This window comes from Nocardia yunnanensis, assembly GCF_003626895.1.
Classification (GTDB): domain Bacteria; phylum Actinomycetota; class Actinomycetes; order Mycobacteriales; family Mycobacteriaceae; genus Nocardia; species Nocardia yunnanensis.
Genome location: NZ_CP032568.1, coordinates 1,419,856 through 1,439,296 on the forward strand (window position 1 = coordinate 1,419,856; position 19,441 = coordinate 1,439,296).

General features: G+C 68.2%; 20 protein-coding genes. 10 read left to right on the forward strand and 10 right to left on the reverse strand.

The features are described from left to right. Window positions 1-94: 94 nt before the first annotated feature. Both D7D52_RS06800 and D7D52_RS06805 read left to right on the forward strand, forming a co-directional pair. A complete protein-coding gene (locus tag D7D52_RS06800; RefSeq protein WP_120735538.1) occupies window positions 95-4,048 on the forward strand; it encodes a DNA-directed RNA polymerase subunit beta' in 3,954 nt (1,317 codons plus the stop codon). Window positions 4,049-4,185: 137 nt separating this feature from the next. Then, the gene (locus D7D52_RS06805) at window positions 4,186-4,653 is read left to right on the forward strand and encodes a hypothetical protein (RefSeq protein WP_162958187.1); all 468 of its coding nucleotides are present in this window, start codon (window positions 4,186-4,188) and stop codon (window positions 4,651-4,653) included. A gap of 4 nt (window positions 4,654-4,657) precedes the next feature. On the opposite strand, the gene D7D52_RS06810 is transcribed toward D7D52_RS06805, so the two are convergent. Beyond that, on the reverse strand, window positions 4,658-5,350 hold the full coding sequence (locus D7D52_RS06810) for a DUF8020 domain-containing protein (RefSeq protein WP_120735540.1): 693 nt from the start codon (window positions 5,348-5,350) through the stop codon (window positions 4,658-4,660). A 121-nt stretch (window positions 5,351-5,471) separates the two neighbouring features. Further along, complete coding sequence (locus D7D52_RS06815) at window positions 5,472-6,413, reverse strand: EamA family transporter (protein WP_120735541.1); 942 nt, start codon at window positions 6,411-6,413, stop codon at window positions 5,472-5,474. A gap of 39 nt (window positions 6,414-6,452) precedes the next feature. On the opposite strand from D7D52_RS06815, the gene D7D52_RS06820 reads away from it, so the two are divergent. The 3 genes from D7D52_RS06820 to D7D52_RS06830 all read left to right on the forward strand — a co-directional run bounded on the left by D7D52_RS06820 (window position 6,453) and on the right by D7D52_RS06830 (window position 9,226). Continuing rightward, on the forward strand, window positions 6,453-6,989 hold the full coding sequence (locus D7D52_RS06820; RefSeq protein WP_120735542.1) for a CGNR zinc finger domain-containing protein: 537 nt from the start codon (window positions 6,453-6,455) through the stop codon (window positions 6,987-6,989). A 160-nt stretch (window positions 6,990-7,149) separates the two neighbouring features. Next, entirely contained in the window at window positions 7,150-8,661 is a 1,512-nt protein-coding gene (gene mqo, locus D7D52_RS06825; RefSeq protein ID WP_120735543.1) for a malate dehydrogenase (quinone), read from the forward strand. Between the two features lie 73 nt (window positions 8,662-8,734). Next, window positions 8,735-9,226, forward strand: coding sequence for a PaaI family thioesterase (locus D7D52_RS06830; protein ID WP_120735544.1), 492 nt, complete (start codon window positions 8,735-8,737; stop codon window positions 9,224-9,226). A gap of 10 nt (window positions 9,227-9,236) precedes the next feature. Here the strand turns inward: D7D52_RS06830 and D7D52_RS06835 are convergent, their stop codons facing one another. After that, a complete protein-coding gene (locus tag D7D52_RS06835) occupies window positions 9,237-10,244 on the reverse strand; it encodes an aldo/keto reductase (protein ID WP_120735545.1) in 1,008 nt (335 codons plus the stop codon). A 165-nt stretch (window positions 10,245-10,409) separates the two neighbouring features. On the opposite strand from D7D52_RS06835, the gene D7D52_RS06840 reads away from it, so the two are divergent. Next, on the forward strand, window positions 10,410-11,249 hold the full coding sequence (locus tag D7D52_RS06840; RefSeq protein ID WP_120735546.1) for a helix-turn-helix transcriptional regulator: 840 nt from the start codon (window positions 10,410-10,412) through the stop codon (window positions 11,247-11,249). A 96-nt stretch (window positions 11,250-11,345) separates the two neighbouring features. Here the strand turns inward: D7D52_RS06840 and D7D52_RS06845 are convergent, their stop codons facing one another. The 4 genes from D7D52_RS06845 to D7D52_RS06855 all read right to left on the reverse strand — a co-directional run bounded on the left by D7D52_RS06845 (window position 11,346) and on the right by D7D52_RS06855 (window position 14,013). Further along, the gene (locus D7D52_RS06845) at window positions 11,346-12,335 is read right to left on the reverse strand and encodes a pirin family protein (protein WP_120735547.1); all 990 of its coding nucleotides are present in this window, start codon (window positions 12,333-12,335) and stop codon (window positions 11,346-11,348) included. Window positions 12,336-12,350: 15 nt separating this feature from the next. Next, window positions 12,351-12,665, reverse strand: coding sequence for a GNAT family N-acetyltransferase (locus D7D52_RS37585; protein WP_162958188.1), 315 nt, complete (start codon window positions 12,663-12,665; stop codon window positions 12,351-12,353). A gap of 3 nt (window positions 12,666-12,668) precedes the next feature. After that, on the reverse strand, window positions 12,669-13,151 hold the full coding sequence (locus D7D52_RS37590; RefSeq protein ID WP_162958189.1) for a carboxymuconolactone decarboxylase family protein: 483 nt from the start codon (window positions 13,149-13,151) through the stop codon (window positions 12,669-12,671). Window positions 13,152-13,236: 85 nt separating this feature from the next. Further along, entirely contained in the window at window positions 13,237-14,013 is a 777-nt protein-coding gene (locus D7D52_RS06855; RefSeq protein WP_120735548.1) for an alpha/beta fold hydrolase, read from the reverse strand. A 45-nt stretch (window positions 14,014-14,058) separates the two neighbouring features. Here D7D52_RS06855 and D7D52_RS06860 point away from each other — a divergent pair, with 45 nt between their 5' ends. Together D7D52_RS06860 and D7D52_RS06865 are read left to right on the forward strand one after the other, a co-directional pair. Next, complete coding sequence (locus D7D52_RS06860; protein WP_246023668.1) at window positions 14,059-14,490, forward strand: MerR family transcriptional regulator; 432 nt, start codon at window positions 14,059-14,061, stop codon at window positions 14,488-14,490. Between the two features lie 46 nt (window positions 14,491-14,536). Then, window positions 14,537-15,166 carry a GTP cyclohydrolase II gene (locus D7D52_RS06865; RefSeq protein ID WP_120735549.1) on the forward strand — a complete coding sequence of 210 codons (630 nt, stop codon included), beginning with the start codon at window positions 14,537-14,539 and terminating at the stop codon, window positions 15,164-15,166. A 90-nt stretch (window positions 15,167-15,256) separates the two neighbouring features. On the opposite strand, the gene D7D52_RS06870 is transcribed toward D7D52_RS06865, so the two are convergent. Both D7D52_RS06870 and D7D52_RS06875 read right to left on the reverse strand, forming a co-directional pair. Beyond that, entirely contained in the window at window positions 15,257-16,258 is a 1,002-nt protein-coding gene (locus tag D7D52_RS06870) for an aldo/keto reductase (RefSeq protein WP_120735550.1), read from the reverse strand. Then, entirely contained in the window at window positions 16,259-16,684 is a 426-nt protein-coding gene (locus tag D7D52_RS06875; protein ID WP_120735551.1) for a MerR family transcriptional regulator, read from the reverse strand. A gap of 150 nt (window positions 16,685-16,834) precedes the next feature. Here D7D52_RS06875 and D7D52_RS06880 point away from each other — a divergent pair, with 150 nt between their 5' ends. Further along, a complete protein-coding gene (locus D7D52_RS06880) occupies window positions 16,835-17,038 on the forward strand; it encodes a hypothetical protein (RefSeq protein WP_120735552.1) in 204 nt (67 codons plus the stop codon). 11 nt (window positions 17,039-17,049) lie between these two features. Here D7D52_RS06880 and D7D52_RS06885 read toward each other — a convergent pair whose 3' ends face one another. Further along, window positions 17,050-17,541, reverse strand: a complete 492-nt coding sequence (locus tag D7D52_RS06885) for a SixA phosphatase family protein (protein ID WP_120735553.1) — start codon at window positions 17,539-17,541, stop codon at window positions 17,050-17,052. Between the two features lie 228 nt (window positions 17,542-17,769). Here D7D52_RS06885 and D7D52_RS06890 point away from each other — a divergent pair, with 228 nt between their 5' ends. Continuing rightward, window positions 17,770-19,437 carry an FAD-dependent oxidoreductase gene (locus D7D52_RS06890; RefSeq protein ID WP_120735554.1) on the forward strand — a complete coding sequence of 556 codons (1,668 nt, stop codon included), beginning with the start codon at window positions 17,770-17,772 and terminating at the stop codon, window positions 19,435-19,437. Window positions 19,438-19,441: the final 4 nt, after the last annotated feature.

The window sequence follows — 19,441 nt, forward strand, 5'->3', positions numbered from 1 at the left end:
GGTCCCGCAGCGCTGATCGAATCGAAAAGCGCTGCGGGGCAACCGATTTTGCACTTTTGCTCATACTCAACCCGAACAGGGGAAAGGAAGTTACGTGCTAGACGTCAACTTCTTCGATGAACTCCGGATCGGCCTGGCGACCGCCGAAGACATTCGCAACTGGTCGTTTGGCGAGGTCAAGAAGCCGGAGACCATCAACTACCGCACGCTGAAGCCGGAGAAGGACGGCCTCTTCTGCGAGAAGATCTTCGGTCCCACCCGGGACTGGGAGTGCTACTGCGGTAAGTACAAGCGCGTCCGCTTCAAGGGCATCATCTGCGAGCGCTGTGGCGTCGAGGTGACTCGCGCCAAGGTGCGTCGTGAGCGCATGGGCCACATCGAGCTGGCCGCCCCGGTCACCCACATCTGGTACTTCAAGGGTGTCCCGTCGCGGCTGGGCTACCTGCTCGACCTCGCGCCGAAGGATCTCGAGAAGATCATCTACTTCGCCGCGTACGTGATCACGGCCGTCGACGACGAGCTGCGGCACAACGAACTCTCCACCCTCGAGGCGGAGATGGAGGTCGAGAAGAAGACCGTCGCCGATCAGCGCGACGCCGACCTCGAGGCCCGCGCCCAGAAGCTGGAAGCCGACCTGGCCGAGCTGGAGGCCGAGGGCGCCAAGTCCGACGTCCGCCGCAAGGTCAAGGACGGCGGCGAGCGCGAGATGCGTCAGCTGCGCGACCGCGCCCAGCGGGAGCTGGACCGGCTCGACGAGATCTGGACCACCTTCACCAAGCTGTCGCCCAAGCAGCTGATCGTGGACGAGGTCCTCTACCGCGAGCTGCAGGACCGCTACGGCGAATACTTCACGGGCGCAATGGGTGCCGAGGCGATCCAGAAGCTCATGGAGACCTTCGACATCGACGCCGAGGCCGAGAACCTGCGCGAGACCATTCGTACGGGCAAGGGCCAGAAGAAGCTTCGCGCGCTGAAGCGTCTGAAGGTCGTCGCCGCGTTCCAGACCAACGGCAACTCGCCGATGGGCATGGTCCTCGACGCCGTGCCGGTGATCCCGCCGGAGCTGCGCCCGATGGTGCAGCTGGACGGTGGCCGCTTCGCGACCTCCGACCTCAACGACCTGTACCGCCGCGTCATCAACCGCAACAACCGTTTGAAGCGACTGATCGATCTGGGTGCGCCCGAGATCATCGTGAACAACGAGAAGCGCATGCTGCAGGAGTCGGTGGACGCGCTGTTCGACAACGGCCGTCGCGGCCGTCCGGTCACCGGTCCGGGTAACCGCCCGCTGAAGTCGCTGAGCGATCTGCTCAAGGGCAAGCAGGGTCGTTTCCGTCAGAACCTGCTCGGCAAGCGTGTCGACTACTCCGGCCGTTCGGTCATCGTGGTCGGTCCGCAGCTCAAGCTGCACCAGTGCGGTCTGCCGAAGCTGATGGCGCTCGAGCTGTTCAAGCCGTTCGTCATGAAGCGTCTGGTCGACCTGAACCACGCGCAGAACATCAAGTCCGCCAAGCGGATGGTCGAGCGTCAGCGTCCCCAGGTGTGGGATGTCCTCGAAGAGGTCATCGCCGAGCACCCGGTGCTGCTGAACCGCGCGCCCACCCTGCACCGCCTGGGTATCCAGGCCTTCGAGCCGCTGCTGGTCGAAGGCAAGGCCATCCAGCTGCACCCGCTGGTGTGTGAGGCGTTCAACGCCGACTTCGACGGTGACCAGATGGCCGTGCACCTGCCGCTGTCGGCGGAGGCGCAGGCCGAGGCCCGCATCCTGATGCTGTCCTCGAACAACATCCTGTCGCCGGCGTCGGGTCGTCCGCTCGCCATGCCGCGTCTGGACATGGTGACCGGTCTGTACTACCTGACCCGCCTGGAAGAGGGCGCGAAGGGCGAGTACCGGGCGGCCACCAAGGACGAGGCCGAGTTCGGCGTCTACTCCTCGCCCGCCGAGGCGCAGATGGCCGTCGACCGCGGCGAGCTGACCGTGCGCACCCTGATCAAGCTGCGCCTGACCGATCAGCGTCCGCCCAAGGACGTCGAGGCCGAGCTGTTCCCGAACGGCTGGCAGCGCGGCGACGCGTGGACCACCAAGACCACGCTGGGCCGGGTGCTGTTCAACGATCTGCTCCCGGCGGACTACGCGTTCATCGACGAGCCGATGCCGAAGAAGCGTCAGGCCGCGATCATCAACGATCTGGCCGAGCGCTACCCGATGATCGTGGTCGCGCAGACCGTCGACAAGCTCAAGGACGCGGGCTTCTACTGGGCCACCCGTTCCGGCGTCACGGTCTCCATGTCGGACGTGCTCGTGCCGACCGAGAAGGCCGAGATCATGGCGCGTTACGACGCGCAGGCCGATCAGATCGAGAAGAAGTACCAGCGTGGTGCTCTGGACCACCAGGAGCGCAACAACGCCCTGGTCAAGATCTGGCAGGAAGCGACCGAAGAGGTCGGTAAGGCGCTGCGCGCGCACTACCCGCCGGACAACCCGATCATCACGATCGTCGACTCCGGCGCGACGGGTAACTTCACCCAGACTCGTACCCTCGCGGGCATGAAGGGTCTGGTGACCAACCCGAAGGGTGAGTTCATCCCGCAGCCGATCAAGTCCTCCTTCCGTGAGGGCCTGACGGTTCTGGAGTACTTCATCAACACCCACGGTGCGCGAAAGGGTCTGGCCGACACCGCGCTTCGCACCGCCGACTCGGGTTACCTGACCCGTCGTCTGGTGGACGTGTCGCAGGACGTCATCGTGCGCGAGACCGACTGTGGCACCGAGCGCGGCATCGTGGTGCCGATCGCGGAGAAGCAGCCCGACGGGTCGCTCATCCGGGACGCCCACGTGGAGACCAGCACCTTCGCTCGGACGCTGGCCACCGACGCGCTCGACGCCAAGGGCAACGTCATCATCGAGAAGGGTCACGATCTCGGCGACCCGGCTCTCGAGGCGCTGCTCGACGCCGGCATCACCGAGGTGAAGGTCCGCTCCGTGCTGACCTGCACCACCGGCACCGGCGTGTGCGCCACCTGCTACGGCCGCTCGATGGCGACCGGCAAGCTGGTGGACATCGGTGAGGCCGTCGGTATCGTCGCCGCCCAGTCCATCGGTGAGCCCGGTACCCAGCTGACCATGCGCACCTTCCACCAGGGTGGTGTCGCCGGTGACGACATCACGGGTGGTCTGCCCCGCGTGCAGGAGCTGTTCGAGGCTCGTGTGCCCAAGGGCAAGGCCCCCATCGCCGAGGTGTCGGGTCGCGTGCGGCTCGAGGACGACGACCGCTTCTACAAGATCACGATCATCCCGGACGACGGGTCGGACGAGGTCCTGTACGACAAGCTGTCGAAGCGTCAGCGCCTGCGGGTGTTCAAGCACGAGGACGGCTCCGAGCGTCTGCTGGCCGACGGTGACCACGTCGAGGTCGGGCAGCAGCTGCTCGAGGGCTCGGCCGATCCGCACGAGGTGCTGCGCGTGATGGGTCCGCGTCAGGTGCAGGTCCACCTGGTCCACGAGGTCCAGGAGGTGTACCGCTCGCAGGGTGTGTCCATCCACGACAAGCACATCGAGGTGATCGTCCGCCAGATGCTGCGCCGCGTCACCATCATCGATTCGGGTGCGACCGAGTTCCTCCCGGGTTCGCTGGTGGAGCGCGCCGAGTTCGAGTCCTCGAACCGTCGCGTGGTCGCGGAGGGCGGCGAGCCTGCCTCGGGTCGCCCGGTGCTGATGGGTATCACCAAGGCGTCGCTGGCCACGGACTCGTGGCTGTCGGCGGCCTCCTTCCAGGAGACGACTCGTGTCTTGACGGACGCGGCCATCAACTGCCGCTCCGACAAGCTGATCGGCCTGAAGGAGAACGTCATCATCGGTAAGCTGATCCCCGCCGGTACCGGTATCAACCGCTACCGCAACATCCAGGTTCAGCCCACCGAAGAGGCGCGCCAGGCGGCGTACGCTGTCCCGTCCTACGACGACAGCTACTACAGCCCGGACGGCTTCGGCACCTCCACCGGTGCCGCGGTCCCGCTGGACGACTACGGCTTCAGCGACTACCGCTGAGCCTGGTAGGCAGCCAATAGAATTCGGCCCCCGCTCCGATTCGGAGCGGGGGCCGAACTCTTTTCCCGGACGGGCGCCGGACGCGGGTCTAAGCTGGTTGCGACGGTTTTGCTATCCCCCATCGGGGAGGAGTCGGCATGTCAGCTCGTCGTGGAGGTCTGGCGGTCCTGCTGTGCGGGGCGGCCTGTGCGGTGCCGCTGTCGGTCGCGGTACCGACCGCGCACGCCGACGCGGGTCTGGGCGGCTGCGCGCACGGTGGGGTGTTGAGCGGCACCATGATTCCGGGGACCGGCAGTGCGGGTCAGAGCATTCGGCGCGAGGCCGATGTCTGGGGTTGCGCCAGTCCGTTTCTGCCCGGCGTCGCGTCGGGGCATTTCGGCGCCGAACTGCCGTGGAACAGTCTCGACGCGCCGTCGCTGGGCCAATTCGCTTGGAACGACGGCAGTGTCAGCAAGGTGATCGGCCAGCCCAACGGGTTGTGGACGATCGTGGCCGGCCCGGGCAATGGGCACACGTTCCGTTTCGATCTCGCGGGCGAGATGAATGTGTGGTGGTACCACTGGAACAACAGCATGCCCATCGACTCGGTGAGTTTCCTGGAGTGAGGACTCAGTTCATCGGCTGAGGGGCGGGGACGGCGGCGAAGAGCGGGCGGAAGACGTTCGACGCGCCGGGGGCGAGGGTGTCGACGTAGGCCAATGCCGCGTCGGAAGCCTGTTGGCCGCCGGACATCTGGAGGCCGATGGCGCCGCCGACCACGCCGCCGACCACGGCGAGCAGCGGGGCGGTGATGAAGTCGAGGACGAACAGGCCCACGGGGAAGCCGGCGATGAAGCCGATGGTGGCGCCGATGGCCGCGCCCGTGGCGACGGCGGGCATGTTCGCCTGGACCACGTCGAAGAAGTGCTGCTGGGCGTCGACGTCGCGGACGGGAGCGTCGGCCTCGGCGACGGGGGTGAGGGTGAGGCGGCGGTTGTCCTGGTCGATGGCGGGGGTGAATTCGGCTGTCTTGCCGCCGATGTCGTACTTCAGGGGGACGGTGGAGACGAGGGTGCCGTCGTCGTTGGTGACGATGACGGCCTCGCCGTCCCAGGTGGCCAGGAAGTGGCCGGCCTGCAGGGTGCTGACGGCGGCGCGATGGTCGGCGGAGAGTGCCACGTCGTAGCCGATATTGTGGTCGGTGCCCTTGATCTGGAGGGCGGGCTGGGGGTCCGCCTGGACGGGCTCGGCGTGCGCGGTGCCGGCCACGGTGACCGTGGTCAGGCAAAGCAGCGCGGGCGCAAGATATTTGGTTATACGCACGGTGGCTTCTCTCGAGTTGCGGACTGATTCCCCGACATTTGCGTCAAACTACCGTTATCAACTCGAGATGTGAAGTGTTGCGGCGCATATGAGCAATGCGACGCCGTGAATTAGGGGCGCGCTAGGGAGCTTGCGGCTCGCCCAGGCGGACGACGATGACGCCGATGAGAATCAAAGCACCGCCGAGCAATTGGATGGGCGCGGGCGTCTGGCCCAAGAGCGCCCAGGAGAAGAGGATGGCCGCGAGCACCTCGCCGAGGGCCGCGAAGGAGGCCAGCCGGGAGCCCAGCAGCCGGGTCGCGGCAATGCCGGTGACATAGGCGATGGACGCGGTCACCACGCCGAGCGCCAGCAGGGGGACCCACCACGGCACGGTGCAGCCCACGAAGGCCACGGATTCGGTGGTGGCATGCAGCGGCACGATGCCGAGCACTCCGCCCGCCAGAATGCCGAGCCCGCCGACCAGCAGCCCGCCGGTGGCCAACACGGTGCCCGGCACCGCGTCCCCGGCGTGCGCGGACAGGATGAAGTACGCGGCCGCGCCGACCATCGCGCCGCTGGCCCAGGCGATGCCGACCCAGCTGGTATCGGTGCCGGACCGCAGGTTCAGCACCAGCACCAGCCCGACCACGCCGATGACGGCGCCGAGAACGGTGATGCGCCCGGGTTTCTGGGCGTGCCGCAGCCACAGGTAGATCACCACCGCGATGGGCGCGGTGTATTCGATGAGCAGCGCCACCCCGACGTCCATGTGCGCGACGGCGTTGAAATACGACAGCTGCGCGGTGGCGACCGCGAGCAGGCCATAGCCCGCGAGTAGTCCCGCGTTGCGGCGCAACAGGTTCCAATCGCCACGCAGCTGCACCACGGCGATCGGCAGCAGCACCACCGCGCCGAGCAGCACGCGCACGATGACCACGGCGGCCGGACTCCAGCCCGCGTCGATGAGTCCGCGGGCCAGCGGCCCGGAGAGCCCGAACGCGGAGGCCGACAGCGCGGCGGTGAGCAGTCCGGTGCGGAGCCGGTTCGACACCACCGCGGTGTCATGAGTCAAAGTCGCCATGACAAATGACGCTACGGCCCGCGTGTGTAATATGTCAACGTGCTTTTCGCTGATGACACGGTGGCGTCCATGGCCGCGGCGGTCGAGCTGGTGAACTCGGCCGAGGACCCGGACACCCTGACCGAGATCCCGCAGCTGGACGCCTTTTTCGTCAAGCACCGCTACACCGGCGCGCATACCCGCACCGGCGCCGAGCTGACCGCGGTCCGGGCCCTGCGCGCCCCGCTGCGCCGCCTGCTCACCGCCGACCGCGACACCGCCGTCGAACTCGTGAACGCCCTCCTCGCGCGCCACCGCGCCGTCCCCCGCCTGGTCCGCCACGACGACCTCGACTACCACATCCACGCCGTCCCGCCCGACGCCCCGCTGGACGTGCGCATCGCGGTGGAGACCGCCATGGCCATGATCGACCTGATCCGCGCCGACGAACTCTCCCGCCTCGCCATCTGCGCCGACGACGACTGCCAGGGCATCGTGCTCGACCTGTCCCGCAACCGTTCCCGCCGCTACTGCTCGACGGCCTGCACCAACCGCAATGCGGTAGCGGCCTATCGGGCCCGCAAGGCAGTCAGCTGACGATCTCCGCGAGCCGGTCCACCTGGGAGCCCGCTCCGGCGATAGCTCCGGGTGCGCGGTGTCGGGTTCGGCGATAGGGTTGCTGCGCCCTCCGGCGGGCCGAACGAATGGTGCTAGCGTGCCCGTACGCTGTACGAGCTCGATCGGGGTTTCCGAGGAAATGACTGCGAGAACACAACTGCCCCTGCGGCCCTACGATGTGGTGCTCATCGGCGGCGGCATCATGAGCGCCACCCTGGCGGTGCTGCTCAAACATTTGGAACCGAGTTGGACCATCGCGGTCTACGAGCGGCTGCCCGAGGTGGGGGCGGAGGCGTCGGCGGCGTTCAACAATTCCGGTACCGGGCATGCGGGGCTGTGCGAACTCGATTACACCAGCGAGAATCCCGACGGTTCGGTGGATATCGAGCCGGCCGTCGCGCTCAACGAGCAGTTCCAGCTGACCCGGCAATTGCTGGCGTCGCTGGTGGAATCCGAGGTGCTGCGGGATCCGTCGACGTTCATCAATCCGGTGCCGCATCTGACGCTGGCGCGCGGGAAGACCGAGGTGGATTTTCTGCGCCGCCGTCATGAAACCCTGTCCGCGCATCACCTTTTCGCGAATATGCGGTTCAGCGACGATCCGACGGTGATCGGTGAGTGGGCGCCGCTGCTCACCGCCGGGCGCGACGAATCCGAGCCGATCGCCGCGACCTGCGACATCACCGGCAGCGATATCGATTTCGGCGAACTCACCGGTCAGCTGTTTCATTGGCTGCGCTGGCGGGATGTCGAGATTCACCGCAATTGCGAGGTGCGTGGACTGCGCCGCAACAATGACGGCACCTGGCAGTTGCGGGTGGACTGGCGCACCGACAACGACCGTCTGACTCGGAAGGTGGACGCGCGCTTCGTCTTCGCGGGCGCGGGCGGCTGGGCGCTGAAAATCCTGCAGAAGGCGGGTCTTCCGGAAGCGCACGGGTACGGTCTGTTTCCGGTCAGCGGCCGGTTCCTGCGCTGCGACAATCCGGAGGTGGTGGCCGCGCACACGGCCAAGGTGTACGGCCGGGGGCCCGCGGGCGCGCCGTCGATTTCCATGCCGCACTTGGACACTCGCGTCGTCCATGGGGAGAGGGCGTTGCTTTTCGGGCCTTTCCCGGGCGCGAATCCCCGTTTCCTCAAACGCGGTTCGCTCTTCGACGCGCCGGCCGCGCTGCGCCCGGACAATGTCGCGCCGATGCTGGCGATGCTGAAACAGAATCGCGAGCTGGCCTGGCTGTTGTTCTCGCAGATGTTCGCGACCCGCAAGAAGAAGCTGGCGGCGCTGCGCGAATTCGTGCCCGAGGCCCGCGCCGAGGACTGGACCCTGATCAGCGCCGGCCAGCGCGCCCAAATCGTGAAGCCCGACGATCAGGGCGGCGGTGTGCTGGAATTCGGCACGGAAGTCGTTGCCGCGCGCGATGGTTCGATCGCCGCGGTGCTGGGCGCGACGCCCGGCGCCTCGACCGCCCCGGTGATCATGCTGGAGGTGCTGGAGCGGTGCTTCCCGCGCTACGCGGCGCTGTGGGAACCGCGATTGCGGGCCCTCATGCCGACGCTGGGCCACAGCCTGGCCCGGGACGCCCGGCTGGCGCGCCAGACCATGGCCGCCACCGCGGCGACGCTGCGCCTCGAGGGCCGCGTCGTCGGCTGAGCGTGGACAAAGCCGGGTCCGGCCGGGTATGAAATTGGAACACGTTTCAATTTCGAATCCGGCAGGAGATGCGATGGACAGCGCCGTCAGCGGCCAGCAGAGTGCCGCCCTGGGCGAGATGGTGATGGCGGGCTTCCAGAAGCTCGGGTTCATCCAGTTCGCCGGTATCGAGGGCGTCGACTACGCGCCCGGCCGCAATGTGGTCCGCATGGCCGCGCGGCCCGAGCATTTCAATCACAACGGCGATATTCACGCCGCCCTGCTGTTCGGCCTGGCCGAGACGGCCGCCATGGGCGCGTCCATCTCCGGCATCACCGATCTGCTCGGCGACACCTTCATCGTGGCCCGCGACGGGCGTATCCAGTACCTGGCTCGCGCCAAGGGAGAGGCGGGCCCGTTCAGCGCCACCGCCGAGCTGACCCCGGAGACCCTCGCCGAGACGCGCGCGAACATCGCCGCCCGCACCGAGATCGAGCTGGAGGTGCCGGTGACGATCACCGACGTCACCGGCAAGCCCGTGGCCAGTGCGGCCTTCACCGCGGTGATCCGGCCGCGCCGCAAGTGAATTCGGTGTCTCAGCGCTCGCTGTCGAGCATGGCCATCTGCGCGGGCGCGTAGCGGCCGCCCGCCACCTGGTCGGCGGGCACGGCCGCCTCGATGGCGGCCAGTTCGTCGGCCGAGAGCCGGATCTCCGCCGCCGCAACGGCTTCCGCCCAGCGCTCCGGTTTGCGTGCCCCGATCAGCGGCACGATGTCCGCGCCTCGCGACAGCACCCAGGCGATGGCCAGCTGCGCCACGCTCACGTCGTGATCCGCCGCGATCTTGGCGAGCGCGTCGACCAGCCGCAGGTTGGCGGTGAGGTTCTCGCCCTGGAAGCGCGGGCTGTGCGCCCGGAAGTCGGTGGGCACGAACTGCTGTCCCGCCCGCACCGAGTCGCTGAGCAGACCGCGCGAGAGCACCCCGTAGGCGGTGATCCCGATTCCGAGTTCCCGTGCGACGGGCAGGATTTCGGCCTCCAGGCCCCGCGAGACCAGCGAGTACTCGATCTGCAGATCCACGATGGGATGCACGGCCGCGGCGCGCCGCAGCGTCTCCGCGCCCACCTCGGACAGCCCGATGTGCCGGATGTACCCGGCCTGCACCAGCTCGGCGAGCCCGCCGATGGTCTCCTCGATCGGGGTGTTCGGATCCAGCCGCGCGGGCCGGTAGATGTCGATGTGGTCGACGCCCAGCCGCTGCAGCGAGTAGGCGAGGAAGTTCTTGGTGGCCGCCGGCCGGGTATCGACCCCGACGAAGCTGCCCTCGGGCCCGCGCATCGCGCCGTACTTCACGCTGAGCAGGTAATCCTCCCGCTTGCGGCCGGCCAGCGCCCGCCGCAGCAGTAGTTCGTTGTGCCCCATCCCGTAGAAATCCCCGGTGTCGATGAGGTCGGCCCCGGCGTCGAGGGCGGCGTGCACGGTGGCGATCGAGGTGTCCTCGTCGGCCTGCCCGTACATGCCGGACATGCCCATGGCCCCCAGGGCCAGGCGGGAAACGGTGGGCCCGGTCTGGCCGAGCCGAACGGAGTCGAGTGTCTGCGTCATGCCGTCAACACTGCGCCGCCCCCGGCCGCACCGGGAGAGGACCGTTCATCCAGGGATCGGCGATCCCTGGCTGCCGCCTGGGGACGACTGTGGACAACTCGCGCCACGCCTGCCTGGGATCAGCGGTACCTGGATAGCCGCGCCGGGACGGGGGACAGTGGTGGGGTGGATCGAAACGAACTGGCGGACTTCCTGCGCCGTCGCCGCGAGCAGTTGCAGCCCGGCACCGTCGGGCTGGCGGCGGGGGCGCGGCGGCGCACGCCCGGGTTGCGCCGGGACGAGGTGGCGATGCTCGCGGGGATGTCGACCGACTACTACACGCGGTTGGAGCAGGCGCGGGGGCCGCGGCCGTCGGTGCAGGTGCTGGCCGCGCTGGCGCGGGCGCTGCGGCTGACCGACACCGAGCGCGACCACCTGTATCACCTGTCGGGGCATCAGGCGCCGGCGCGGGGCGGGGACAGTCATGTGGGGCCCGGAATCCTGCATGTGCTGTCCAAACTGGACGACACCCCGGCCGTGGTCATCTCGGATCTGGGTGAGGTGCTGGTGCAGAACCGCATGCACGCCCTGCTGTCGGGGGACTATTCGCAACGGCGGGGCCTGGAGCGCTGTGTTCCGTGGCGCTGGTTCACCGAGCCCGGCATGCGCCGCACCTTCCCGGAGGACGACTGGGATGCCATGAGCCACAAGCATGTCGCGGATCTGCGCGCCACCGCCGCCCGGCGGGCCGGCGATGCCGACGTCACCGAACTGGTGGCCCGGCTGCGCGCGGCCAGCCCGGAATTCGAGCGGCTGTGGCTGGAGCACGAGGTGGGCCGCGGCCGCGGGCACACCAAGCGCATGATCCACCCGGAAGTCGGTGTGCTGGAACTGATCTGCGAGCCGCTGCTCACGCCCAGCGCGACCCGGCACGTGCTGATCTACTATCCGGCGCCCGGCTCCGACACCCAGGAGAAGCTGGATCTGTTGCGCGTCATCGGAACCCAGTCGATGACCAGCCACTGAGTTTGCGCCCCAGCGCAATCAGCCACCACCCGGCGAATTCGGCCGCCTTACAGCGCAATCGGCCCGGACTCGATCGAGTCCGGGCCGATTCGCGGGTCACTCGTGCGGCACTCCGCACCGCCGCTTGCGCGGCTTCAGATGCAGCCCCGGCAACGGCGGCGCGGGAATCCGCTGCTCCGGCGTATGCCCGGCGATATCGGCGAACCGCCCGATATCGTGCTTCTCCCAATCGTTACGGGCCTGCTCGATCTCCTCGTGGCTGCGCGCCACGAAGTTCCACCACATGACCAGATCCTCGCCGAACGGCTCCCCGCCGAGCAGCAGCAGGTGCGCGCCCTCGGTACCGTGCAACCGGATCGACGCGCGATCGCTGCCCAGATAGAACAGGCTGTCCGGCTCGACGCGGGTGTCGTCGATCTCGAGGGCGCCCTCGATCACCAGCACCGCGTGCTCGAACTCCGGATTCAGCGGCAGTTCGGCGTCGGTTCCGGACGCGATGCGCAGATCCGCGCCGACGATCGGGGTGTAGGCGGCCGCGGGCGAGGTCGCCCCCGCCAGCGTGCCGATCAGCACCGTGCCGGTGACGCCGTCTCCGGCGGAGATCTCCGGCAGGTCCCGATGCTGCTCGAAATGGGGTGCGATATCCCGGGATTCGCTTGGCAGCGCCACCCACAGCTGCAAGCCGTGACCGGAGATGTGCCCCGGCACTCGGTATTCCGAATGCGCGATGCCGTGCCCCGAGGTCATGATGTTGAGCTGGCCGGGCGCGATCTCGACATCCGAGCCGACACTGTCGCGATGCCGGATGCGGCCGTCCAAAGGCCAAGTCACCGTTTGCAATCCGATGTGCGGATGCGGATCGATGTCGTGGCCGTCGGGATTGACCCCCGAGCCCGGGTGGAAGTGATCGAGGAAGCACCAGGCGCCGACCGTCGGCAGATCGCGCTGCGGGAGCGTCCGGAAGACGGTCACGCCGCGCACGCCGCCCAGCGGGACTTCGCGCGCCGGAAAGAATTCCGCGCGCGGCCCGGGCCGCCCGGAGGTCTCACACAGTGACGCTTCCGGCCGCGGTTCCAGATCACTCATTCCGCTCCTTCCCGATCACCTCTTGATGCCCTTGCCGACCACGTATTCGTCGTATTCGGGATGCTTGTCGAGCCAGCTCTTGATGAAAGGGCAGCGCGGCACGATGACGCGCCCGCGGGCGATCACATCCTTGATCGCGTCCTGGGCGAGCAGATTCGCCAGGCCCTTCCCGCTGAATTCCTGATCCACCTCGGTGTGAATGAACGTGGTGTCGTTGTCGTCGCGTTCGCGGTACTCGCTGAACCCGGCGAGCGAATTCCCGTACCACACCTCGTACCGGTGTTGCGCGTCGTTGCGAACGACGGTGGCTGTCGCGGCCTGTTCGCTCATTGTTCAGTTCTCCTTCCGCACCCGCACCGGATGTCTGCTCATAATCGACACGCGATTGAACGCGCCGATGGTGGTGGCAGCCCAGATGAGGACGGACATCTGGTCATCCGACAAATGTTGCCGCGCAGCAGCATACTCACGCTGCATGCTGTCTTCATCCGGCAACGAAGTCACTGTTTCGGCCACGCGCAGGGCCGCCTGTTCGATATCCGTGAACAGGTACGGGCTGCGTTGCCAGGCGGGCAGCACGGCCAATTGCTGCGCGGTGACACCGGCATCGCGGGCGGCCCGGATGTGCAGGTCCAGGCAGAAAGGGCAACCGGTCAGCTGGGAGACGCGGACATTCACCAATTCCATGACGGCACGGTCCAGCTCGGCGGTCACGGCGGCATCGCGCACCGCCAGCGCGACACCGCTGAGAGCGTGGAAAGCCTCGGGCGTCTGCTTGTCGATCCACACCCGGTCGTGAGTTACAGGCGACTGCATAGTGGCTGCATCGTAAGCGGAGAACGTGAACCGTGCCTTCTGGTCTGAAAATTGAGTGTTTCCGCCCGAGGTCGAGGCGGTGAACTCAGCCGCGCACCAGGGCTCGCCGTTCCGCGAAGAACTCGAGCACCGCCGCATGCCAGGCGTCGGGCTGCTCGACCATCACCACGTGCCCGCTCGCCAGCTCGCGGTAGCGCGCGCCCGGAATGCCCGCCGCCTGTTCGCGGGCATTCGCCGGATCGGCGAGCAGATCCTCGGACAGTCCGATCACCAGGGTCGGCACCGTGATCCGGGCCAGATCCGCGCGCACGTCCGCGGTCTCGATCAGCGCCGCCTGCGCCGCCGTGCCACCGGGAACGTCGGCCGCGATCTGCGCCAGCAATTCCGGAAGCTGTTCTTCCGGAACGGCATTCACGAACTCGTTGCTGAACGCGGCCAGCAACACGTAGCGCGCGAACGACTCTCGATCGCCGGCGGCCAGGGCTCGCTGCCACAGTTCGATATTCATCCGCGCGCGATTGTCGACCCGCGCGAAGCCGCCGGTGAGCACCAGGCCCGTCACCCGCTCGGGATGCCGGACGGCCGCCCGGATCGCGACCGTGGTGCCGAGCGAGAACCCGACGATGTCGAAGGTCTCCGCGCCATTGGCCACCGCGGCGGCGACCAGCGCGTCCGCGAGGCCGTCCAGGGTGAGCGGGGTGTCGTCGGCGGGATAGTCGGAGCCGATCACCAGATGATCGGCGGCGAGCAGCGGGATCAGACTCCCGAAGTTGGCGTCGATGCCGCCGCCCCCGCCGTGCGCCAGCACGACGGCGGGACCGGAACCGGTGACCTGGGTCTGAGTCAGCGAAATGTTCGTCATGACGGCGACGTTAGGGATTCACATGGGTGTGAAGGTCAACGCGATGTGCGGGAGGTCACGGTGCTGATCGGTGAACTGTCCCGCGCCACCGGCGTCCCCGCGCGGCTGCTGCGCTACTACGAGGAACAGGGACTGCTGCTGCCGCAGCGGGATTCGAACGGCTACCGCAGCTATCCCGACGCCGCCGTGAGCCGGGTCGCCCGCATCCGCGAACTCCTCGACGCCGGGCTGCCCACCCGCGACATCCGCGCACTGCTGCCGTGCGCCACCGAGTCCGGATTCCAGCACTGCGATCATTCGCGAAAAGTGGTGGGCGAGGGCCTCGATCGCCTCGACGACCAGATCTCCGACCTCCTTCGCCGCCGCGAGCTGCTGGCTCGCCAGCGCGACGCGGTGCTGTCCGCGCCCTTCGACCGCGATCCGGACGCCGGTCGTTCGCCCAGGAATAACCGTCCGGCCGGCGCGGTTGGGAATTGATCGATATGTCCCTGGGATCGCTGGATCCCTGGCATCAGGAGCAGCAATGAGCAGCACCTTCGTCGGCGCGAGCGTCCGCACCCGCGTGCGGATTCCGCTGACCTTCGCCGACGGCTACGCGACCACCGCGCAGGCGGTCACCTTCGACGGCCTCAGCGACGGTCGTGAGCATCTGGCCCTGCTGCTGGGCGAACCGGACCTGGATTCCGGTGCGACGCTGCTGGTTCGGCTGCACTCGGAATGCCTGACCGGCGACGTCTTCGGCTCCGACCGCTGCGACTGCGGGCCGCAACTGCGCGAGGCCGTGGAACGCATCGCCGACACCGGCGGCATCCTGCTCTACCTGCGCCAGGAGGGCCGCGACATCGGGCTCTACAACAAGCTCGACGCCTACGCGCTGCAGGATTCGGGTCTGGACACCTACCAGGCCAATACCGAACTCGGTTTCGACGAGGACGCGCGCGACTACACCGCCGCCGCCCAGATGCTCGACGCCCTCGGCGTCGGCCGCATCGACCTGCTCACCAACAATCCCGACAAGGTGCGCCAGCTGACCGCGCTGGGCGTGACGGTGCGCGAGACGCTGCCGACCGGCGTGCACGCCAATCCCGCCAACCTGCGCTACCTGCGCGCCAAGGCCGACCACACCGGGCACACCATCCGGCTGGTCGGCTGAACCGCCCCGAACATCGAATTCGGGCCCCTCGCAAGGGATTGCGAGGGGCCCGAATTCGGTGGTGCGCGAACGCGTCTCGGATCGAGTCCGCTACTCGCGTCCCGCCGAGGTGAAGTTCATGTCCGCGTAGCGATCTCCGGCGACCTGCCCGGCGATGGCGTCCAACGGCACCAGCTCCAGATCCGTCAACGGCACGGTGGCGGCGGCGACGTTCTCGGCGACCCGAATCTGGCTGCGCGTACCCGGAATCGGCACCACGGGCAGACCGTGCACGCGCGACCGGGTGTGCACCCACGCCAGCGCCACCTGCGCCGGCGTCAGCTCCCGCGCCGCGGCGATGGCGTGCAGCGGGGCCAGCAGCTCCTCGTTGGCCTTGGCGTTGTCGCCGGTGAAGCGCGGCATCCCGCGCCGGACGTCGCCCTCGCCGATGGCGGGCGCCGCACCGGTCAAGAAGCCGCGTCCCAGCGGCGAATACGGCACGAAGGTGATGCCCAGTTCGGCCGCGGCGGGCACCACCGTGCGCTCCACGTCCCGGGAGAACAGCGACCACTCCGACTGCACCGCCGCGATCGGATGCACCGCGTGCGCCGCCCGCAACTCCGCGCCGGTCACCTCGGACAGGCCGAGCTGCCGGACCTTGCCCGCCGCAACGAGTTCCGCCATCGCGCCGACCGTGTCCTCGATCGGCACGCCGGGCTGCTTGCGATGCATGTAGTACAGGTCGATGACGTCGATGCCGAGCCGCCGCAGGCTGGCGTCGACCGAGCGCCGGATGTACTCCGGCGAATTGTCCATGCCCCGGAAGGCCGGATCGTCGGCCTTGCGGACGATGCCGAATTTCGTTGCCAGCACCACGGTCTCGCGGTGCGCGCGCACGAACTCGCCCAGGAACTCCTCGTTGTGGCCGGCGCCGTAGACGTCGGCGGTGTCGAACAGCGTCACGCCCAGTTCCAGCGCGCGTTCCAGGGTCGCCCGCGCCTGGGCGGCGTCGGTCGGGCCGTAGAACTCGCTGATGCCCATGGCGCCGTAGCCCTGCGTGCCGACCCGGGTGTCGCCGAGCGCGGCGGTGGGCAGGGCCGTCGTGGTGGTCATCTATCGATTCCCTTCGTAGAGCGCGATCTTGTAGTCGAGGGCGGCCAGGGAGGACTGCAGATCCGCGATCTGGGTGAGCACCTCGGCGCGGGTGCGCCGGAACATCTCGAGCCGCTGCGGGTAGGTGTGCTCGCCGGCGCGGACCAGTTCCGCGTAGCGCACCATGTCGGCGACCGACATGCCGGTGGTGCGCAGTTTGCCGATGAACGCCAGCCAGTCCAGATCCCGGTCGCTGAACCGGCGTTGACCGCTGTGATCGCGGCCCACGTAGTCCATCAACCCGATGCGCTCGTACCAGCGCAGCGTGTCCCGGGTCAGGCCGCAGCGCTCGGACACCTCGCCGATCGAGTACCGCGGCCGCTCGTGCTCCGCGCGCGCCGGATCATGTGTGGTGGTGTCCCGCTGCCGTACCGGTGCCGCGCTCATCGGTGCCGTCCCTTCTCTGCCGAACCACCCACGACGCTAGTGGGTTGGAGTGCACTCCAAGCAAGCCTAAAGCGCGGCGGGATTCCGGCGGGCGGGCGCGAAGTTCCGTGGCGCCGGGCGACCGGGGTACTCCGGGCCTACGCTGGGTTCATGCCTGGAAAAGACATGGATCGGATCAGGGCCCGCTCGGCCCTGGAAACGGCCCGGGAACAGCCGGTGATCACGGCCATCGCCGCGCTGCCCGTGGTGGCGGTGCTGGGTGTGGTGTGGTGGCTGCTGGGTTTCTGGCCCGCGCTGCTGCTCCTGCTGGTCTTCGGCGGCGTCGTGGTGTGGAAGGGCAAGCTACTCGGCTAATCCGGCCCCGCTCAGCGCGGTACGTGGAAGCGCACCAGCTCACCCGTGCCGGGGTCGGCGGCCGCCCAGTCGCGGTCGAATTCGATCACCGCCAGTGCGGAGGTGGGGAACTTCGCGCTCATTTCCTCCGCCGGGCCGGAGCTGCGGTTGGCGGCCAGTTCCCATGCCGTCCAAGGCATTCCGGGGGAGTGCCCGACCAGCAGCAGCGTCCGCACGTCCGCGTCGGTGAGCTGCACCAATTCGATGAGGGTGTGCGGGGACGCCTCGTAGATCGACCGTTCGTAGGACACCGGCGCGGTGATGCCGGTGGCGGCGAGGGTCTCCCGGGTCCGGGTGGAACTGGAACAGAGCACGGCGTCGATGGGCGGCTGGGTGGCGCGCAGCCAATCCCCGGCCAGTGCCGCCTCGCGCCGGCCGCGCGGAGCGAGGGGGCGTTCATGATCGGCGACGCCGTCGGGGTATCCGGATTTGCCGTGCCGCATCAAGATGAGAGTCCGCACCATAGGCATTACGGTATGTCTTCTCGAGTCGTCAACCGAGACCGGTCTCACAGCGGCGCACGCCGGTGCCGCCAAGAGACAGTGCTCACACTCGAGGCACACTGAAAGGTGGCGTCACATCGCAGTGCCGACACCCGATGGAACGCCGCCTATATTAGAACGTGTTCTACCGACTCTGCTCGAACCCGAGCCCGAGTAGCACCACGCGACAGTTTCGAGGATCTGCGAGATATGGCCTATGTGATCACGCAGCGTTGTTGCAACGACGCCAGCTGCGTACCCGAGTGTCCGGTCGATTGCATTCGTCCCACGCCCGAACAACGCGAGTTCGCCTCCACCGAGCAGCTCTACATCGACCCGGACACCTGCATCGACTGCGGTGCGTGCGTCGACGCGTGCCCGGTCGACGCGATCTTCTCCGAGGACGACCTGACCGCCTCGCTGGCTCGCTTCCGCGACATCAATGCCGCCTACTTCCAACGGCATCCGCTGGAATCCAACTTCGAGCCGCTGGTCGCGCCCACCCGTGCGCCCAAGGAACTCGGCACGCTGCGCGTGGCCGTGATCGGCGCGGGCCCCGCGGCCTGCTACGCCGCCGAGGAGCTGCTGCGCCGCGCCGACGTCGAGGTGGAGCTGTTCGATCGGCTGCCCACGCCCTACGGCCTCGTGCGCGCGGGCGTCGCCCCCGATCACCCGGGCACCAAGTCGGTGGCGAGCCTGTTCGAGTCCGCGTTCCGGCGCGAGGCGCTGCAGTACCGGCTGAATGTCGAAGTCGGCAAGCACATCTCGCACGCGGAACTGCTCGGTCACCACCACGCGGTCATCTACGCCGTCGGCGCGGCCACCGACCGCCGCCTCGGCGTGCCCGGCGAGGACCTGCCCGGCAGCCACTCCGCCACCGAGTTCGTGGCCTGGTACAACGGCCACCCGGACTTCGCCGACCGCGAATTCGACCTGTCCGGCGAGCGCGCCGTCATCGTCGGCAACGGCAATGTGGCCCTGGATGTGGCCCGCGTGCTGACGGTGAATCCGGACGAGCTGGCCAAGACCGATATCGCCGACCACGCCCTGGATGCGCTGCGCCGCAGCAATATCAAGGAGGTCGTGGTGATGGGCCGGCGCGGTCCGCTGCAGGCGGCCTATACCTCGCCGGAGTTCCTGGCGCTGGGCCACCTGAAGGGCGTCGACATCATCGTCGACCACGGCGATCTGGACCTCGACCCGGCCTCGCAGGCCCTGCTCGACGATCCGGACGTGGAACCGTCGCTGCAGCTGAAGTACACCCTCGCCAAGGAATACGCGGACGGGCCGCGCAATCCGGGCAACAAGCGCATCGTGTTCCGCTATCTGGTGTCGCCGACCGCCGTCACCGGCGCCGACAAGGTCGAGGGCATCGACTACGTGCACAACGAGCTGGTCGACGAGAACGGGCGCACCGTGGCCCGCGCCTCCGAACGGACCGGTTCCCTGGACGCGTCGCTGGTGCTGCGCTCCATCGGCTACAAGGGCGAGCCCGTCGCGGACGTGCCGTTCGACGAGGCCAACGGGGTCATCCCCAACGACAAGGGCCGGGTGCTGGCCGACGGCAATCCCGTTCCGGGCGTGTACGTCTCGGGCTGGATCAAGCGCGGGCCGCGCGGCGTGATCGGCTCCAACCGGGTCGACTCGCAGGAGACCGTCGATCAGCTGATCGAGGATTTCATCGCCGGCAAACTGGCTGCCCCGCAAGGCAACCGGGCCGCGCTGGACGCGCTGCTGAACGAACGGCAGCCGGATCAGATCGGCCGCGACGGCTGGAAGGCGATCGACGCCGCGGAGAAGACGGCGGGCAAGTCGGGTGGGCGGCCGCGCGTGAAGTTCACGAAGGTCGAGGATCTGCTGAAGGCCGCCAAGGGGTAGAACA

Excerpts from the sequence above, each read along its gene's own strand:
- D7D52_RS06805 (WP_162958187.1), top strand. The coding sequence starts at position 4,186 with ATGTCAGCTCGTCGTGGAGGTCTGGCGGTCCTGCTGTGCGGGGCGGCC.
- D7D52_RS06815 (WP_120735541.1), bottom strand. The coding sequence starts at position 6,413 with ATGGCGACTTTGACTCATGACACCGCGGTGGTGTCGAACCGGCTCCGC.
- mqo (WP_120735543.1), top strand. The coding sequence starts at position 7,150 with ATGACTGCGAGAACACAACTGCCCCTGCGGCCCTACGATGTGGTGCTC.
- D7D52_RS06830 (WP_120735544.1), top strand. The coding sequence starts at position 8,735 with ATGGACAGCGCCGTCAGCGGCCAGCAGAGTGCCGCCCTGGGCGAGATG.
- D7D52_RS06835 (WP_120735545.1), bottom strand. The coding sequence starts at position 10,244 with ATGACGCAGACACTCGACTCCGTTCGGCTCGGCCAGACCGGGCCCACC.
- D7D52_RS06845 (WP_120735547.1), bottom strand. The coding sequence starts at position 12,335 with ATGAGTGATCTGGAACCGCGGCCGGAAGCGTCACTGTGTGAGACCTCC.
- D7D52_RS37585 (WP_162958188.1), bottom strand. The coding sequence starts at position 12,665 with ATGAGCGAACAGGCCGCGACAGCCACCGTCGTTCGCAACGACGCGCAA.
- D7D52_RS37590 (WP_162958189.1), bottom strand. The coding sequence starts at position 13,151 with ATGCAGTCGCCTGTAACTCACGACCGGGTGTGGATCGACAAGCAGACG.
- D7D52_RS06855 (WP_120735548.1), bottom strand. The coding sequence starts at position 14,013 with ATGACGAACATTTCGCTGACTCAGACCCAGGTCACCGGTTCCGGTCCC.
- D7D52_RS06865 (WP_120735549.1), top strand. The coding sequence starts at position 14,537 with ATGAGCAGCACCTTCGTCGGCGCGAGCGTCCGCACCCGCGTGCGGATT.
- D7D52_RS06870 (WP_120735550.1), bottom strand. The coding sequence starts at position 16,258 with ATGACCACCACGACGGCCCTGCCCACCGCCGCGCTCGGCGACACCCGG.
- D7D52_RS06875 (WP_120735551.1), bottom strand. The coding sequence starts at position 16,684 with ATGAGCGCGGCACCGGTACGGCAGCGGGACACCACCACACATGATCCG.
- D7D52_RS06880 (WP_120735552.1), top strand. The coding sequence starts at position 16,835 with ATGCCTGGAAAAGACATGGATCGGATCAGGGCCCGCTCGGCCCTGGAA.
- D7D52_RS06885 (WP_120735553.1), bottom strand. The coding sequence starts at position 17,541 with ATGGTGCGGACTCTCATCTTGATGCGGCACGGCAAATCCGGATACCCC.
- D7D52_RS06890 (WP_120735554.1), top strand. The coding sequence starts at position 17,770 with ATGGCCTATGTGATCACGCAGCGTTGTTGCAACGACGCCAGCTGCGTA.